This window comes from Vibrio vulnificus NBRC 15645 = ATCC 27562 (genome assembly GCF_002224265.1).
In the GTDB taxonomy this organism is placed as follows: domain Bacteria; phylum Pseudomonadota; class Gammaproteobacteria; order Enterobacterales; family Vibrionaceae; genus Vibrio; species Vibrio vulnificus.
This window is the reverse complement of sequence record NZ_CP012881.1, coordinates 2,318,048-2,333,266: the sequence shown is the minus strand read 5'-3', so window position 1 is coordinate 2,333,266 and position 15,219 is coordinate 2,318,048. Positions and strand designations below refer to the sequence as shown.

17 protein-coding genes are annotated in these 15,219 nt (G+C 47.7%); 10 read left to right on the top strand and 7 right to left on the bottom strand.

The genetic code is table 11. From position 1 onward, the window contains the following. Window positions 1-53: 53 nt before the first annotated feature. Both truC and AOT11_RS10845 read right to left on the bottom strand, forming a co-directional pair. Window positions 54-791, bottom strand: coding sequence for a tRNA pseudouridine(65) synthase TruC (gene truC, locus AOT11_RS10850; RefSeq protein WP_017420203.1), 738 nt, complete (start codon window positions 789-791; stop codon window positions 54-56). Then, the gene (locus AOT11_RS10845) at window positions 791-1,105 is read right to left on the bottom strand and encodes a YqcC family protein (protein ID WP_017420204.1); all 315 of its coding nucleotides are present in this window, start codon (window positions 1,103-1,105) and stop codon (window positions 791-793) included. The genes truC and AOT11_RS10845 overlap by 1 nt, the downstream gene beginning before the upstream one ends. Before the next feature lie 79 nt (window positions 1,106-1,184). Here AOT11_RS10845 and AOT11_RS10840 point away from each other — a divergent pair, with 79 nt between their 5' ends. Then, window positions 1,185-2,222 carry a DUF3549 family protein gene (locus AOT11_RS10840; RefSeq protein WP_017420205.1) on the top strand — a complete coding sequence of 346 codons (1,038 nt, stop codon included), beginning with the start codon at window positions 1,185-1,187 and terminating at the stop codon, window positions 2,220-2,222. A gap of 3 nt (window positions 2,223-2,225) precedes the next feature. Next, entirely contained in the window at window positions 2,226-2,525 is a 300-nt protein-coding gene (locus AOT11_RS10835) for a DUF3301 domain-containing protein (RefSeq protein WP_017420206.1), read from the top strand. Here the strand turns inward: AOT11_RS10835 and AOT11_RS10830 are convergent. Continuing rightward, a complete protein-coding gene (locus tag AOT11_RS10830; RefSeq protein ID WP_017420207.1) occupies window positions 2,485-2,988 on the bottom strand; it encodes a GNAT family N-acetyltransferase in 504 nt (167 codons plus the stop codon). The genes AOT11_RS10835 and AOT11_RS10830 overlap by 41 nt on opposite strands. 836 nt (window positions 2,989-3,824) lie before the next feature. Between AOT11_RS10830 and AOT11_RS10820 the strand changes: the two genes are divergently transcribed. Together AOT11_RS10820 and AOT11_RS10815 are read left to right on the top strand one after the other, a co-directional pair. After that, complete coding sequence (locus AOT11_RS10820) at window positions 3,825-4,118, top strand: hypothetical protein (protein ID WP_017420209.1); 294 nt, start codon at window positions 3,825-3,827, stop codon at window positions 4,116-4,118. Then, window positions 4,115-4,558 (top strand): YaiI/YqxD family protein, encoded by a 444-nt coding sequence (locus AOT11_RS10815; RefSeq protein WP_017420210.1) that lies wholly within the window; start codon window positions 4,115-4,117, stop codon window positions 4,556-4,558. Before AOT11_RS10820 ends, AOT11_RS10815 begins: the two co-directional genes overlap by 4 nt. A gap of 100 nt (window positions 4,559-4,658) precedes the next feature. On the opposite strand, the gene AOT11_RS10810 is transcribed toward AOT11_RS10815, so the two are convergent. The 3 genes from AOT11_RS10810 to AOT11_RS10800 all read right to left on the bottom strand — a co-directional run bounded on the left by AOT11_RS10810 (window position 4,659) and on the right by AOT11_RS10800 (window position 6,908). Further along, window positions 4,659-6,245, bottom strand: a complete 1,587-nt coding sequence (locus AOT11_RS10810) for an AbgT family transporter (protein WP_017420211.1) — start codon at window positions 6,243-6,245, stop codon at window positions 4,659-4,661. Window positions 6,246-6,518: 273 nt separating this feature from the next. After that, window positions 6,519-6,644 (bottom strand): type B 50S ribosomal protein L36, encoded by a 126-nt coding sequence (gene ykgO / locus AOT11_RS10805; protein ID WP_011150971.1) that lies wholly within the window; start codon window positions 6,642-6,644, stop codon window positions 6,519-6,521. Window positions 6,645-6,647: 3 nt separating this feature from the next. Then, window positions 6,648-6,908: a type B 50S ribosomal protein L31 gene (locus tag AOT11_RS10800; RefSeq protein ID WP_017420212.1), complete on the bottom strand. Its 261-nt coding sequence runs from the start codon at window positions 6,906-6,908 to the stop codon at window positions 6,648-6,650. A 120-nt stretch (window positions 6,909-7,028) separates the two neighbouring features. Here AOT11_RS10800 and tsaA point away from each other — a divergent pair, with 120 nt between their 5' ends. The 5 genes from tsaA (at window position 7,029) to AOT11_RS10775 (ending at window position 10,841) form a co-directional block, all read left to right on the top strand. After that, window positions 7,029-7,724, top strand: a complete 696-nt coding sequence (gene tsaA / locus AOT11_RS10795) for a tRNA (N6-threonylcarbamoyladenosine(37)-N6)-methyltransferase TrmO (RefSeq protein WP_017420213.1) — start codon at window positions 7,029-7,031, stop codon at window positions 7,722-7,724. Window positions 7,725-7,815: 91 nt separating this feature from the next. Then, window positions 7,816-9,531 carry a proline--tRNA ligase gene (locus tag AOT11_RS10790; RefSeq protein WP_017420214.1) on the top strand — a complete coding sequence of 572 codons (1,716 nt, stop codon included), beginning with the start codon at window positions 7,816-7,818 and terminating at the stop codon, window positions 9,529-9,531. A gap of 122 nt (window positions 9,532-9,653) precedes the next feature. Then, complete coding sequence (locus AOT11_RS10785; protein WP_026060771.1) at window positions 9,654-10,322, top strand: tellurite resistance TerB family protein; 669 nt, start codon at window positions 9,654-9,656, stop codon at window positions 10,320-10,322. A gap of 120 nt (window positions 10,323-10,442) precedes the next feature. Beyond that, complete coding sequence (locus AOT11_RS10780; protein WP_017420216.1) at window positions 10,443-10,646, top strand: YaeP family protein; 204 nt, start codon at window positions 10,443-10,445, stop codon at window positions 10,644-10,646. 3 nt (window positions 10,647-10,649) lie between these two features. Then, a complete protein-coding gene (locus AOT11_RS10775) occupies window positions 10,650-10,841 on the top strand; it encodes a DUF4250 domain-containing protein (protein ID WP_011079741.1) in 192 nt (63 codons plus the stop codon). A 99-nt stretch (window positions 10,842-10,940) separates the two neighbouring features. Here AOT11_RS10775 and AOT11_RS10770 read toward each other — a convergent pair whose 3' ends face one another. Next, the gene (locus AOT11_RS10770) at window positions 10,941-12,305 is read right to left on the bottom strand and encodes a sodium-dependent transporter (RefSeq protein ID WP_026060772.1); all 1,365 of its coding nucleotides are present in this window, start codon (window positions 12,303-12,305) and stop codon (window positions 10,941-10,943) included. Window positions 12,306-12,624: 319 nt separating this feature from the next. On the opposite strand from AOT11_RS10770, the gene AOT11_RS10765 reads away from it, so the two are divergent. Next, the gene (locus AOT11_RS10765; RefSeq protein WP_026060773.1) at window positions 12,625-15,165 is read left to right on the top strand and encodes an Ig-like domain-containing protein; all 2,541 of its coding nucleotides are present in this window, start codon (window positions 12,625-12,627) and stop codon (window positions 15,163-15,165) included. The last annotated feature ends 54 nt before the right edge of the window (window positions 15,166-15,219 follow it).

Here is a 15,219-nt window from a genome sequence, read left to right as displayed (position 1 = left end):
AAGGGTTGATAGGACATCAACCCTTTTTACTGTGCTCACCCAATATGAATGCGTTAGTGGCTTGCGGTAAGCAAGGTGCTCGGCCACTCAAAACGTTCAAACAGCTGTTGCCAAACTTTATCGACCTCTGCTCGAATCACCACTTCTTGCTGTGTATACGGATGGACAAATCTCAGTTCAGAGGCGTGCAGCAGCAATCTCGGCGCGTCAAACTCTTCACGGAACAGCTTATTGTGTTTGCCGTCACCATGGGTGGTATCACCCACGATCGGATGACGAAGATGCGCCATATGGCGACGAAGTTGATGCTTACGACCAGTTTTCGGCTTGAGCTCCATTAATCCATAGCGGGTCGTTGGGAATTTGCCCGTTGAATAAGGAACTTCCACTTTGGCAAGCGGTTTGTAGAGCGTAATCGCGTCTTGTGCTTCCTTCTCTTGCGAAGCAAACTTATCCGCAATCTTGTCCAGTTCGACCTTCAACGCGTAGTCTAACTCTCCCGCTTCCTCTATCCAGCCGCGCACAATCGCATGGTAGGTTTTGCTCATCTCCTGCCCGGCAAACATGGGCATAACCTGAGATGCAACTTCAGAGGACAGTGCAAAAACCAGCACCCCAGAGGTTGGACGATCCAGGCGATGAAGCGGAAAAACATGCTGACCAATTTGATCGCGCAATGTTTGCATTACAAATTGCGTTTCATGTTTATCCAGCCAACTGCGATGCACAAGCATGCCCGCTGGTTTATTCACGGCCACAAAATAGTCATCCTGATACACAATCTCCAGCATTACTGGCTTACCTCATCAATCGTACGCAAAACACTCAACAACGTTTGTGTATCACGCTGTTCTTTCCAAGCTTCTTCAAAATAAGGGGTGAGCAGAAACCCCTTAGGCAGTGACGCCCCTTGTGCCATCATCTGCTGCATGCGAGCGATGAAGATCCACTGCAACCATTGTTGCGGCGCTAACGTGTCGACTGCAAAAGGCATTTCGCTTTGCAACAAGGCAGGCTCTGGGGGTATTTCATCCCACCAGCCTAAACGTTTCAGCTCCAACTCAAGTTGTCGCAATAATCCCGTCAAAGTTGAGGTGTTTGTCATTAATCTTTACATTCCGAACCTTGAATTAGCCGCGAATGATACCATTTATTGAAGAAATAAAGTTAGGACAACATGCTTCATGGATACCATACACACTCTCAGTCAACTCCTTACCGCCAGCGACTGCCAATACGCTATTTATGATTTGGGCCGTCGTATCAATCCAATCAGCCAAGCGCAATTTGCCGAGATAGAAAAAGGCTCAGCGCCTTATCCCTACCCTCTGCAACGTAAAGCCAATTTGGCTATTGTGTATTGGAATGAGCAAAAGCAACCATGGATTTGGTTTTTGAAATTTGAACTCGATGAGCGTGGTCTATTGAAACAAGCCGACATCGGCAACTTCATTAAGTTTGTCGTAGAAGCAATGGGAACGCGTTTATCGCAAGAAATGAGTGAGGAACAGCAACAAAAGTTGGCGAATAATCCTTATACGTTTAAACCTTCTGAAGACAAAATGGCAGTGTTTCATAGCTTGGTGCGCGCACAACTGCAGTTACCGACCAGCCAATATTACGAACACGCCCAAATCTATTTCCAAGGGAAATTGGGTTGGGAGAACTGGCAAACCGTTGGCTTGCAGGGCATTACCGACATCTGTGCTCGATTGGATCAAGAGCAAAATGGCGTGCTAATACGTAAAGCACTGACACACCTTCCTTCAACGCCATTGTATGCTCTGCTCGGAGCTTTAGAGCATGTCACCTTGCCTGAAAAGCTAACGGCCCGCTTAATTGAGCTCACTGAAAGTGAAATCGCCAAGCCACACCCTGATCTGTTTTTGCTCTCCGCGCTGATTCGAGCGCTGTCAGGCGCAAAACAAGCACAAGTGAAACCCTTGATGAATACACTGCTAGCCAGCCCTAGATTGAGCCATCAGGAAGTGTTGATTGGTATTGCAGGTCGCGCTTGGCATTGGTTGGCCGAAGCGGAGGTCGCACAGCTCTTTTTGGTTCGTTTGGCACAAACGGGTAATCAAAACCTGTTCAATCAACTGTTTGCCGACTTAGTGATGCTTCCACAGCTTAGAATGGTGCTACTACCTCTGCTACACTCCAGCCCATCACCAGAGCTGGCCAATGCACTTTTAAATCTACAACAGGCTACAAAAGGATAAACCATGGTCGGTGATTTGTTTGCCATTTTAGGATTGTGTTTTTTCTGTTTTCTCTTTTGGCAACAACGTCGCCAATCGGAACTGGCCAAGGCTGCGATAGCACGCAAATGCGACCAACTGGAGTTACAACTCATTAGTGTTGCGTTTGGCGGGCACAAATTAAAAACGCCAGAGGGAAGCTGGCGTTGGCATACTGTCTATTTATTTGAATTTTCAGCACTCGGTGACGACTGCTACCAAGGACAACTGATGATGACCGGATTCAGGCCGCTGAACTTTTTCCTGCCACCTCATCGGATGTAAAACGCATTGTCACGAGCGCATTACACTGACTAAGCTGGGTAACATCATAAAAGCCCAGCTTGGTGAGCACTTTGATTGCAGCGATGTTCTGAGGTTTAATGTGTGCCGTTAAGCTCTCCAACTGCAATTCATGCATCGCTTTGGGCACAAACGCCTTCAATGTTTCGCTGGCGATCCCCTTACCCCAGTACGATTTATCAAACATGAACTCCAGTTCAGGTTGACTATCTAAATGCGCGATATAGACATGCCCCATGTATTCGCGATTGTAGTTATCCAAGACGGCTCTGGCATGGATCGTTTTATCATTCAATACTTTATCAAACAGAAGCTTGGCATTGGCAACCGTGTATGGACCATTGAGTTGCGCCCGATTCTTCGCACAGCAATTTAGCATCACGAATTCGAGCTTTAATGATTCATTGTAAGGAAGGAGTAATGTCCTTCGAGTTACTATGGTCACATTCTATCCTTGATATGGCGATACCGATTTCGCGCATTGCAAATTCGTTACGCCCAATTGAGAAGCCGAAAAATTAAACCAACTTGAACAAAGAGTTATTGATCCAGATTGTTTTTTAACGTTGTTTATAAAATAGTTATATCGATCTGACGGTAGAGAGTGTGAAGAGATGACGATAAGAAAAGCCCCGACACTTTCGTATCGGGGCTATGGTCTTACTCGCAGCAGTCCGGCTACTAATAATGCTCCCTGCATCATCCTTAATAGTGGCTGAATCCTTCAGCGAATCCGTACATCGCCTTCCTAGCGGTGTCCTAAATCTTCCTGATAGCTAACTATTCCTGTTAGCGCACATCACTTGTTCCTTGAGCGGTGTCCCTTGGTATCGTCCTGATACTGTCCTTGCCTCAATCCTCGAGGTGTCCACGTCATTCCTTTGTCATCAACATCCTATTGATGATTGTTTCCTTACAAGGTCCTTCGCTCCTTGCTTGATTCCTCATCCTGAGCAACCAAATCGTCTTCCTGACGATAACCAAATCCTTGGCGTTTCCTGTTCCGTGTCAGCATCCTTCCGACAAGGTTTAATTTACTCTTTTTCTTGAACGGAGCAATCCACTGGCAAAGAAAAACGCTTATGCAAACCATTACATCACATTAACATTCCTTATTAATCATTAAGTTAGCAGTTTTTAACATCCATTCCTCTTACGATGAATTAGCTTTCTCGCACAAGCTGTGTAAGAGATCTCTCACACGCGATTACCGAAATTGCTATTCGCCAAAAACCTTAGTGCCACGTATCATGATAAACATATCGTTATCAGGAAGAAAAAATGTTAACTCAAGATGTCACCAAAGAGCTGGAAGCGGTGCTTGAACAGCTTCAGCAACAAGGAAAAGAGCCCTCTGTCGCGCTCGTGAAAGCACGATTAAAAACATCGATCCCCATGCCTGCGATCATTGCCGCGATCAAAAGCTGGAAGAGCGCCCAGCGCGTACCGAAGATCGAAGTGGCAAGTCAAACCAATCAAGATGCAGAACGTATTGCCCAACTCGAAGCCACCGTCCTGAAGTTGGCTACTCGTATCGATGCATTAGAAGCACAGCTAAAAGAGAAAAACCAATGAAGATATGGGTTGATGCCGACGCCTGTCCAAAAGTGATTCGAGAAACCATTGTCCGCGCAGCAGAGCGAACCGGTGTCGAATGCACCTTTGTTGCGAATCACGTTGTACCAGTACCAAGAAGGCCCAACATCCACAGTTTGCAAGTGCCTGCCGGCTTCGACATTGCGGATAACGAGATCGTCAAACGTGTGGAACCAAACGATTTGGTGATTACTTCTGATATTCCGCTCGCCGATGAAGTGATCACCAAAGGCGGACTTGCCTTAAGTTCACGTGGTGAGTTGTATACTAAAGACACCATCAAAGCACGCCTTAACATTCGTGACTTTATGGAAACCATGCGCTCAAGTGGAATCCAAACTGGCGGCCCTGCGGCTCTCTCGCAAACCGAACGCCGTGAATTTGCCAATCATTTGGATCGCATTTTGGCTAAGCGATAATTTGTTATCAAGCTCAGCTCTCGCCTTGGTTCATCCAATACAAAAAGCCTGCGATATTCGCAGGCTTTTGTTTTTTCGAGTCGAGATGTCGAGTTAAGGCTTATGGCGTGTAGTAGGTTGCTGCGCCTGGGCCGACTGGCAAACCAAACACAAATACCCATACGTAGAACAACAAGCTCCAACCCACCATAAAGACGATAGAATACGGCAGCATCACAGAGATCAGTGTACCGATACCCATGTTCTTCATGTAGCGAGTGGCAACAGCAAGGATCAGACCGAAGTAGCTCATCATCGGCGTGATGATGTTCGTTACGGAATCACCGATACGGTATGCCGCTTGAATCGTTTCAGGCGCATAACCCACCAGCATCAACATTGGAACAAAGATCGGTGCAGTAACCGCCCACTGAGCAGAGGCAGAACCAATCATCAAGTTAATGAAGCCACACATAAGAATGAAGGCAAAGAACAGCATCGGGCCAGTAAGACCAATGGTCTGTAGGAAATCCGCACCCGCCACTGCGAAAACTTGACCGAAGTTAGTCCACTTAAAGAAAGCAACAAACTGAGCAGCAAAGAACACCAACACAATGTACATCCCCATTGAAGACATGGATTTTGACATCGCATCAATCACATCGCGGTCATTCTTCATCGTGCCAACGACTTTCCCGTAAACAAAACCAGGGATTGCGAAGAAGACAAAAATAAACGCAACAATGCTCTTAAGGAATGGGGAACCCGCTACCGTGCCTGCGTCAGAGCGCAACACACCGTCAGCTGGCACAATCGTCCAAGCAAGTAATGCCGATACGACTAAAACCGCAACGCCCGCCAGTTTCAGACCTTTCTTCTCAATGTCAGTGAGGCTGCCCATCTTATCGTTTGAGAGATCTTCTGCAGCTTCCTCAACGTTGTATTTACCCAGTTTAGGCTCAACGATTTTTTCGGTGACAAACGCACCCAAACCTGCAATGACAAAGGTTGACGCAAACATGAAGTACCAGTTCACTTCAGGACCAACCGTGTAAGTAGGGTCGATCATTTTTGCTGCCGTTTCAGTAATACCAGAAAGCAGGGGATCCACCGTACCGATCAACAAGTTTGCCGAGTAACCACCAGACACACCCGCAAACGCAGCCGCCAAGCCCGCAAGAGGGTGACGACCTAGTGAGTGGAACAGCATCGCCGCAAGCGGGATCAGAACCACATAGCCAAGCTCAGAGGCGGTGTTCGAGATGATACCAGCAAAGACAACCGTGACGGTCACCATGCGTTTAGACGCACCCATCACCATGCCACGCATAGCCGCAGAAAGTAGACCGGAGTGTTCAGCAATCGCAACACCCAACATGGCCACCAGTACGGTGCCTAAAGGAGCAAAGCCGACAAAGTTTTTAACGAGATTGGTCACGATCAGCTCTAGTCCGTCTGCGTTCAGTAAGCTCACAACGTGAATCATACCGTCAGCAGCGCGGCCCTTGGCACCCTCAGGGCGAGGGTCGACAACGGAGACTTCAAAATAGCCCGCGATGCCAGAAGAAATTAAGATTGCCAAACAGAAGATGGCGAAAAGTGTGATTGGGTGGGGTAACAAGTTCCCCAAATATTCAACCGTGTCTAGAAAGCGCGTAAAGAGCGGTTTCTTAGGTGAAGTTTGCTTAATCGAAGCAGATGAACTCATCTGTTCCCTCCTTGTAGTTTTTCCTGTGCATTTGTGACAAAAATGTCAAAAGCCTGGGCAGGTTACTCGACAAGAGAGGGAAAACGAAATAACAAATGTTACAAAACTTTTCCGATGGCGATATTATTAACCAATTAATGTTTAAAATATGGCCTTATAAACCAGTTTATTGTTATTAACTGGAATTATAAATAAGCAAACAAACCAACACTATACGATATAAATAACCATTCAATTCTGAAGGCTATTCCAGCCAATGTCGCGCACCGTCGTTTATTTTTGTACCGCTTTAAAACGTGGATTACTTTTGCAAATAACGTATAAGCGACCACGTCGTCTGACGATCTGGCAATCTGGATGACGCGCTTTTGCGCTCTTCAGTGACTTCAGTACTTTCATTTCTTAACCTTCTTTCGAACCAAACTGAGCAAAACGACGATTGAAGTTCGCCACTCGACCCTCTTTTTGCACCACTCTTTGCTTACCGGTGTAAAACGGATGTGATTCCGAGGAGACTTCAATGGTGAAGTACGGGTAGGTTTGGCCATCTTCCCATTCGATGGTGCGGTCAGTTTGCAAAGTCGAACCGACAATAAAATAGTGATCAACACTGGTATCGTGGAACACGACTTTGCGATATTCAGGATGGATTCCTGGTTTCATTTTTCTCTCTCCGACAATTGTTATGTTATAACATATTAATTAATAATTATTATCAACAAGAAATGCAAGAGAAAACTGTGATATTTTTCAACTCATCTGTTGTTTTTTATTTGACTCACTATGCACTCCATTGATCCTATTGGCTTTATTGAGAGCCCCTATAAAGAGAAATTCGCGGTACCCAGACAACCTCGCTTAGTCCCTGCAGCGACGGCACGGGTAAAACTGGTGGGCAGTGCCAATACCCCCGAGTCAGTAAGAGGTTTGGCGCAATTTTCCCACGTTTGGTTGCTGTTTTTGTTTGATCAAAACTTAGCCGCGGGTTGGAAACCCACCGTTCGCCCTCCTCGCCTAGGTGGCAATGAGCGCATGGGCGTATTTGCCACCCGTTCAACGTTTCGCCCCAACGGCATTGGCATGTCAGCGGTGGAAATAAAAGGGATAAGCAAGCAAGGCGATCAGGTCTATCTCGATCTTGGCAGTGTAGATTTAGTCGATGGCACCCCCATCATTGATATCAAACCTTACATCCCCTATTCCGACAGCATTCCCGATGCCATCGGTGGCTACGCAGAGTCAGAACCAGAGCGCTCACCAGTAATCTTCTCCAGTGAAGCAGACGCCCTATTGGCGACACGACCAAATGGACCACTTGAAAAACAGGTCATAGAGCAAGTTTTGGCACAAGATCCTCGCCCTGCCTATAAGAAAAACAAACCGGATGAGAAAGAATATGCGGTAAATTTGTTCGATTTGAACATCAAATTCGTCATCCAAGATAAGATAGTGACGGTTAGCCGCATCGAACGCTTTTGACAATCACAAATGGCTGATATCATAGTCAGCTTAATTTTGTTCCCTCATTTTTGAGGGGTTATTCAAACCATGATGAAACGGATACCATAGAATGCGTACCAGTAAATATCTTCTTTCTACTCTGAAGGAGACTCCAAACGACGCAGAAGTAGTGAGCCATCAGCTCATGCTACGTGCAGGTATGATCCGTAAGCTGGCTTCAGGTCTTTACACCTGGCTGCCTACCGGTCTACGTGTACTGCGTAAAGTCGAAAACATCGTTCGTCAAGAGATCGACAATGCAGGTGCAATTGAAACCTTGATGCCCGTTGTGCAGCCGTTTGAACTATGGGAAGAGACTGGCCGCTCTGAAAAAATGGGCCCGGAACTTCTTCGCTTTACTGACCGCCATGTTCGTCCGTTTGTACTCAGCCCAACAGCAGAAGAAGTGATCACTGCGCTTGTTCGTAACGAAGTAAGCTCGTACAAACAGCTACCGATCAACCTATACCAAATCCAAACCAAATTCCGCGATGAGCGTCGTCCACGTTTTGGTGTGATGCGTGCACGTGAATTTTGCATGATGGATGCGTACAGCTTCGATATCGACAAAGCGGGTCTGGAAAAATCTTACCAAGCAATGCACGATGCTTACTGTAAAGCATTCGACCGCATGGGTCTTGAGTACCGCCCTGTTCTCGCAGACTCTGGTGCGATCGGTGGTAACGGTTCTCAGGAGTTCCACGTACTGGCTGAAAGTGGTGAAGACCTGATCGCCTTCTCAACGGAATCAGATTACGCAGCCAACATCGAAAAAGCAGAAGCCGTCGCTCCTGCAGTTGAGCGTGCAGCGCCAACTCAAGAGATGACGCTAGTGGATACGCCAAACGCCAAAACCATCGCTGAACTGGTTGAGCAATTCGATCTACCAATCGAGAAAACCGTTAAAACGCTATTCGTTAAAGCGTCGGACGCAATTGAAGCGCCTATCGTTGCACTGATCATCCGTGGTGACCACGAACTCAACGAAATCAAGGCAGAAAACCTAGCTGAAGTGGCGACGCCTTTAGAGATGGCAACGGAAGAAGAGATGCGTGAACTGATTGGTGCAGGTGCGGGTTCTCTTGGTCCTGTTGGCCTTAAACTACCATTCATCGTTGACCGCTCGGTTGCTGTTATGAGCGATTTCGGTGCGGGCGCAAACATCGATGGCAAACACTACTTCGGTATTAACTGGGGTCGTGATGTAGAGCTTGGCCAAGTTGCTGACCTACGTAACGTCGTCGAAGGCGATCCAAGCCCATGTGGAAAAGGCACATTGATGCTGAAACGTGGTATCGAAGTGGGTCACATTTTCCAACTCGGTAATGTGTACTCTGAAGCGATGAACTGTGGCGTTCTCGATTCCAACGGTAAAAACGTGATCCTAGAGATGGGCTGTTACGGTATCGGAGTTTCTCGCGTTGTTGCTGCGGCTATCGAACAAAACAACGACAAATACGGCATCATTTGGCCAGACGCACTCGCACCTTTCCAAGTCGCTATCGTACCAATGAACATGCACAAATCTGAGCGCGTTCAAGAAGCAGCTGAAAAGCTTTACGCCGAGTTGACGGCTATGGGTATCGAAGTGCTGTTCGATGACCGTAAAGAGCGCCCTGGCGTCATGTTCTCTGATATGGAACTGATCGGTATCCCTCACACTATCGTGATTGGCGATCGCAGCATGGACGAAGGTCACTTTGAGTATAAGAACCGTCGTTCTGGTGAAAAAACACCTGTCGCGATGGCTGATATCGTTGAGCACATCAAAGCGCAACTGAAATAACACCGAGCTCGGTGTTATAACAACAGTTAAAAGGGATTGGTCAAGGCCAATCCCTTTTCTATTAATCTTTGGTTCAGATTTCTCCCGTTATGCTTGCCTTATGTTTAGTCAGGAGAGTCGTCATGGATCTAAAAAGTCTTCTCAATCAAGCCCTCAACTCTGATCTTTTAAAACAAGGTTCAGAGGCATTGAACAAACAGACCCAAAATATCAAAAACAACACCAACGCCAGTCAACTCAAAACACTCGGTGCTGGCGCATTGGGTGGCGGCCTCATCGGCATGCTGATGGGTTCGAAAAAAAGCGGAAAGATGGCCAAGAAGCTCGGCAAGAATGCTCTCAAAATTGGTGGCGCCGCAGCCTTAGGTGCGTTGGCTTATAAGGTTTACAACGACTGGCAAGGAACTCAACCAAACACTGGCGTGACGGAAGCTTACGACCCACAAGACAATCACCACTCAGTGCTGATCATCAAAGCGATGATTGCGATGGCCAAAGCAGATGGTCATATTGACCAGCAAGAAATAGCCCAGATAGAGCAAGCGCTCAGTGAGATGAACGCCGATGAACGGGTGCGACAACTCGTTCAACAAGAGCTACAAAAGCCCCTCGACCCAACCGACATTGCCAAGTTAGCGACATCACCACAACAAGCAAGTGAAATTTACCTAGCCTCGCTGATCATCGCGGACGAACAAAGCTTTATGGAAAAAGCGTATTTGCAAGAACTGGCTAAGCAGCTACAGCTGGCTCCTGAAGTCATCGAACAACTTGAACTGCAATTGCGTTGATGAATCTTTGCTCAGGGGGAGCATTAACTTGCGCCAAAACAACTCTGAGCTTTGAGTTTCAAAACCACACTGTGTATATTTGAGAGCAGTTATCATTTGTTTAAGTTCAAGGAAAACGCCATGCAAGTATACGGCTGTTGTGAGTTAGTTCGTGAGCTTTACGCTCAAATTGGTAGTGGTGACCAAGGGTACATTCCGCAAGCAATCTCGTGTGCAGTTAAAGCACTAAACGATATTGCCGCAGATGAAACACTACCGAAAGAAACACGTGAGAAAGCCGCTTTTGCCGCCGCCAACTTACTCATTTCAGATTTTGAGGACTGATTGATGAACTTGGCAAACTTTGCATCCATGGATCCGATCATGTTGATGAGCATCGTCAACATGAAGCTGCGTGACGATTTTGCCGGTGACCTCGATAAACTCGTGCGTTATTTCGATATTGATCGTGCAGCATTAGAAGCCAAATTGGCCACTGCGGGTTTTGAGTTTCTGCCCGACGCTGGACAATTTCGATAGGTTCGAGGTTCGAGGTTCGAGGTTCGAGGTTCGAGGTTCGATTAATTAAAAAAGCTTGATGCCACCGCATCAAGCTTTTTTATCTACAGCTCTCTGGCGTTAACCAAAGGAAGCCCAAATCACCGTTGCCACCAGCACCGGACAAACGAACTTCACATACGAAGGCCAAACTTTACCAAACCAACCCAAGGTGAACTCAGGGTTGCCCTGCTCAAGCTCTTTGATTTTGCTGTGACGACTCCACACCCAACCACCAAACAAGCAGAACAGCAAAGCGGCCGTTGGCTGCAGATATTGTGTAGCGACGGTTGCCACCAGTCCAAACAGCGCGCCGAAGTTGTACACAATCACCACGCTGAACAATGCAATGAGGCCACCCAGAACCCAACTCGTGGTACTGCGTTTGGTATTAAAACGTTCGCCCACAAGCGCAACCGGGCACTCCAACATGGAGATTGAAGAAGTGAGTGCGGCAATCGTCAGCAGCAAGAAAAACACCACGGCAAATACCTGGCCGAGAAGCCCCAAGCTATCAAACATCAGTGGTAGCACGGTAAACACCAGCGTGTCTGAGCTCAGTAAAGAGCCATCTTCCGCATAGATTTGCACCCCTTTTTGCATCGCAACAAACATCGCGGGAAGCACAACCAAACCGGCAATAAAGGCCACGGCAGTATCCACCAATGTGACATTCATGGCCATCTTCGGTAAGTTCTCTTTTTTGCTAAGGTACGAACCGTAGATCAGCATTGAGCAGCCACCAATGGTTAACGAGAAGAAACCTTGTCCCATTGCCGCCAGAATCAATTTTCTATCCCACACCTTATCGAAATCTGGCACTAGATAGTGTTTTAGCCCTTCCATCGCGCCATTTTGCGTCATGATATAGACAAACAGCACAGCAAAGAGCACAAACAGAGCTGGCATTAAGCGGGTTGACCACTTTTCAATACCTTGTTTCACGCCACCTTGAACGATCAAAATAGTGAGCACATAAAAAGTAATCGTACCGAAAAGGTTGCGCTCAACACTGAATCCTTTGAACCATGCAGTCGCCGCTTCCATGCCGAGCAAGTCTGTGATTGCGCCTAGCATGAAGCAGATGATCCAACCGCCGACAATCGAATAAAATGCCAACACGGCACTTGGCACGCTAAGACCAATCCAACCAACCAGCCCACCAACTTTTTTACCCACAGGGTGACTGGTGAGTGCGCGCATACTATCGACGGGGTTCGCTTGCCCATGACGACCAATCGCCATCTCCACCACCAGCATTGGAAAAGCAACGATCAAAATCATGACTAAATAAACTAAAAGAAAAGCACCACCACCATTTGAGGCGGCTTGTGTCGGGAAGCCCCAAATATTCCCTAAGCCAACAGCCGCACCCGCTGCCGCTAGAATAAAGCCTAATCGAGAACCAAAATGTTCCCTCGGTTGAGAAGTTGTTTGCTGTGACATACGACCTAACTGCACTTGTGAACTAGTTAGCTAGTACAATACAGAAACATGTTTGGCATAACAATCTTCAACTGGTCAATAACTCGACACTTAACAAAAATATCAGACAATCACATCGTAAAATTTGGCATACACACCAGCTTTACTTTCCATAGAACACCTTGAAGTGCGCCGAAAAATTCATGTCGAGTGCTGTTACATCAGTGAACTGTACGTGATATCGAGGGAGTAAATATCATTTAATCAGCAATTTAGCCTGCAAAACGCTCCAACTTGGCTACTTATTACTCTTGAGATATTTTTATTAATGGAGAGAAAAATGAGAGTCACTTTGTTATCAAGCGCGCTGATCAGTGCGCTTGGCGTCAGCTATCAAGCGCAGGCTTATAACTGCCAAAGCCTAGCGACATGGAATAGCAGCGAGATCTACACATCCGGTAGTCAAGTTCAAAAAGAGAACCAAGCATTCGAAGCCGCCTACTGGACTCAAGGCAATGATCCTGTCACGAACTCTGGCCCTTGGGAGGCATGGAAATCTCTTGGGCAATGTGACAACGGCGGAGGTAATCTACCACCAAGCATCACCTTCTCTTCTCCAACCAATAATGCAGAAATTCCTGAAGGCGCGAGCATCACTTTGTTGGCGAATGCCAGCGATGAAGATGGCCAAGTTAACCAAGTCGAGTTTCTTGCAGGAACACAATTGATTGCGGTGGTCACACAAGCACCATTTGAAACCCCATGGACAGCGGTAAAAGGTACCTCTCAATTAACGGCCATTGCCACGGACAATGAAGGGGCAATCCAGTCCACCAACGTCAACATCAGCGTGTTGCCTCAAGGAGAGCTTGCGCCACCAACGATTTCTCTGACCAGCCCAACCGGAAGTGAAACACTGAGCGATAAAGACCGCTTAGTAGTGAGCGCTCAAGCGGCAGACAGCGATGGCATCGTGACGCAAGTGGAGTTCTTCGTCGATAATCAATCGGTCTTTGTAGATACCAACGCGCCTTACGAGTACCTCTGGAATGCGGTTGCGGGCACCCATACATTCAAAGCACAAGCGACCGATGATGCCAATTTAACCACCATGAGCCAAAACGTCTCATTGGTTGTCAGTGGCAGCCATTCTGGTGGCTGCGCGGATGCGGTTCCTTATCTGGCTGGCACGCGCTACGAAGCGGGTACGTTGGTCTCCAATCTCAATCAGAAATACCGTTGCGATGTCGCAGGCTGGTGTTCTTCTGATGCCGCTTGGGCTTACGAGCCTGGCGTAGGCCAATACTGGCAAGATGCTTGGAGTGGATTGGGCGCGTGCTCAACCCCACCGCAAATTACCATCACCTCACCGAATGACGGTGCGGTGGTACTCGCAGGCAGTAACCTAACCCTCAGCGCCGATGCCAGTGACGCAGATGGCAGCGTCACCCAAGTCGAGTTTTTCGCGAATAACTCGAGCTTAGGTGTGGTGACTCAGCCTCCCTACGTACAGACTTGGAGTGCAACTTTCGTTGGGGCCAATCAGCTAAAAGCGATCGCAACCGACAATGACAATAACGTGAGTGAGTCGGTGGTCAATGTCACGGTCAGTGATCAAGCGCTTGTCGTCACGCTCACTTCACCAACGGCTGGTCAAACGGTTGGTTTGGGTAAAAACGTGACCCTAAGTGCCGACGCGACCTCCCTCACTTCCGCGATCAAACAAGTCGACTTTGTCGTCAACGGCAGTGTGATTGCAACCGACAATAGCGCTCCGTACTCTGTCTCTTGGACACCTGCGGCGATCGGTAACTTTACCGTCAGTGCTCAAGCGGTCGACTTAGCGGGTAATCAAGCACTCTCGGAAGCGGCAGTAATCAAGGTGGTTGAACAGTCGGAAAAACGCCACAAACTGATTGGCTACTGGCACAACTTTGTGAATGGGGCTGGCTGTCCGATACGTCTCGCAGACATGTCAAACACATGGGATGTGATTGATATTGCTTTTGCTGAAAACGATCGCAACAGCAATGGTACGGTCCACTTCAACCTTTACTCAGGGGATATTTACAGCAGCTGTGCGCCGCTTGATCCGGTCCAGTTCAAACAAGATATGGCGGCACTGCAAGCGCAAGGTAAAAAGTTTGTGCTTTCCCTTGGCGGAGCAGAAGGCACCATTACTCTGAATACCGGTCAAGATGAAGCGAATTTTGTTTCTAGCTTAACCGCGCTGATCAAAGAATGGGGATTTGATGGACTCGATGTGGATCTAGAAAGTGGCTCAAACCTTGTCCACGGTTCGCAAATTCAGGCAAGATTGGGCAGAGCTCTACTGCAAATTGAACAAAATATTGGTGGCGACATGTACCTCACCATGGCACCAGAACATCCTTACGTTCAAGGCGGTATGGTGGCCTACAGCGGAATTTGGGGAGCCTACATTCCGGTCATTAACGCCACTCGCAGCACACTCGACTTACTTCATGTCCAGCTCTACAACAATGGCGGATTACCCAACCCTTACCTACCGGGCGCCGCTCCTGAAGGCTCTGTCGATATGATGGTTGCACAATCTAAGATGTTGATCGAAGGCTTTGAACTCGCCGATGGCACTCGTTTTGAGCCGCTTCGCGACGACCAGGTAGCCATTGGCCTTCCTTCAGGGCCAAGTTCAGCGAACTCTGGCCAAGCGCCGACTCAAAATATCCTAGATGCACTCGATTGTTTAACATTAGGCACAAAATGCACCACGGTGCGGCCGGCGTTCAACTACCCGAATTTTGGTGGTGTGATGACTTGGTCAATCAACTGGGATGAGCATGATGGTTTCAATTTCTCCAAACCTGTGGGAGATAAACTAACGCAAATGAATGCCCGCTAAACACAAATGTCTGTAAAACCAGAGAGCACCACGACGGGTGCTCTCTTTGTTACG

Coding starts and splice junctions, on each gene's coding strand:
- truC (WP_017420203.1), bottom strand. CDS start 791: ATGCTGGAGATTGTGTATCAGGATGACTATTTTGTGGCCGTGAATAAA.
- AOT11_RS10845 (WP_017420204.1), bottom strand. CDS start 1,105: ATGACAAACACCTCAACTTTGACGGGATTATTGCGACAACTTGAGTTG.
- AOT11_RS10840 (WP_017420205.1), top strand. CDS start 1,185: ATGGATACCATACACACTCTCAGTCAACTCCTTACCGCCAGCGACTGC.
- AOT11_RS10835 (WP_017420206.1), top strand. CDS start 2,226: ATGGTCGGTGATTTGTTTGCCATTTTAGGATTGTGTTTTTTCTGTTTT.
- AOT11_RS10820 (WP_017420209.1), top strand. CDS start 3,825: ATGTTAACTCAAGATGTCACCAAAGAGCTGGAAGCGGTGCTTGAACAG.
- AOT11_RS10815 (WP_017420210.1), top strand. CDS start 4,115: ATGAAGATATGGGTTGATGCCGACGCCTGTCCAAAAGTGATTCGAGAA.
- AOT11_RS10810 (WP_017420211.1), bottom strand. CDS start 6,245: ATGAGTTCATCTGCTTCGATTAAGCAAACTTCACCTAAGAAACCGCTC.
- ykgO (WP_011150971.1), bottom strand. CDS start 6,644: ATGAAAGTACTGAAGTCACTGAAGAGCGCAAAAGCGCGTCATCCAGAT.
- AOT11_RS10800 (WP_017420212.1), bottom strand. CDS start 6,908: ATGAAACCAGGAATCCATCCTGAATATCGCAAAGTCGTGTTCCACGAT.
- tsaA (WP_017420213.1), top strand. CDS start 7,029: ATGCACTCCATTGATCCTATTGGCTTTATTGAGAGCCCCTATAAAGAG.
- AOT11_RS10790 (WP_017420214.1), top strand. CDS start 7,816: ATGCGTACCAGTAAATATCTTCTTTCTACTCTGAAGGAGACTCCAAAC.
- AOT11_RS10785 (WP_026060771.1), top strand. CDS start 9,654: ATGGATCTAAAAAGTCTTCTCAATCAAGCCCTCAACTCTGATCTTTTA.
- AOT11_RS10780 (WP_017420216.1), top strand. CDS start 10,443: ATGCAAGTATACGGCTGTTGTGAGTTAGTTCGTGAGCTTTACGCTCAA.
- AOT11_RS10775 (WP_011079741.1), top strand. CDS start 10,650: ATGAACTTGGCAAACTTTGCATCCATGGATCCGATCATGTTGATGAGC.
- AOT11_RS10770 (WP_026060772.1), bottom strand. CDS start 12,305: ATGTCACAGCAAACAACTTCTCAACCGAGGGAACATTTTGGTTCTCGA.
- AOT11_RS10765 (WP_026060773.1), top strand. CDS start 12,625: ATGAGAGTCACTTTGTTATCAAGCGCGCTGATCAGTGCGCTTGGCGTC.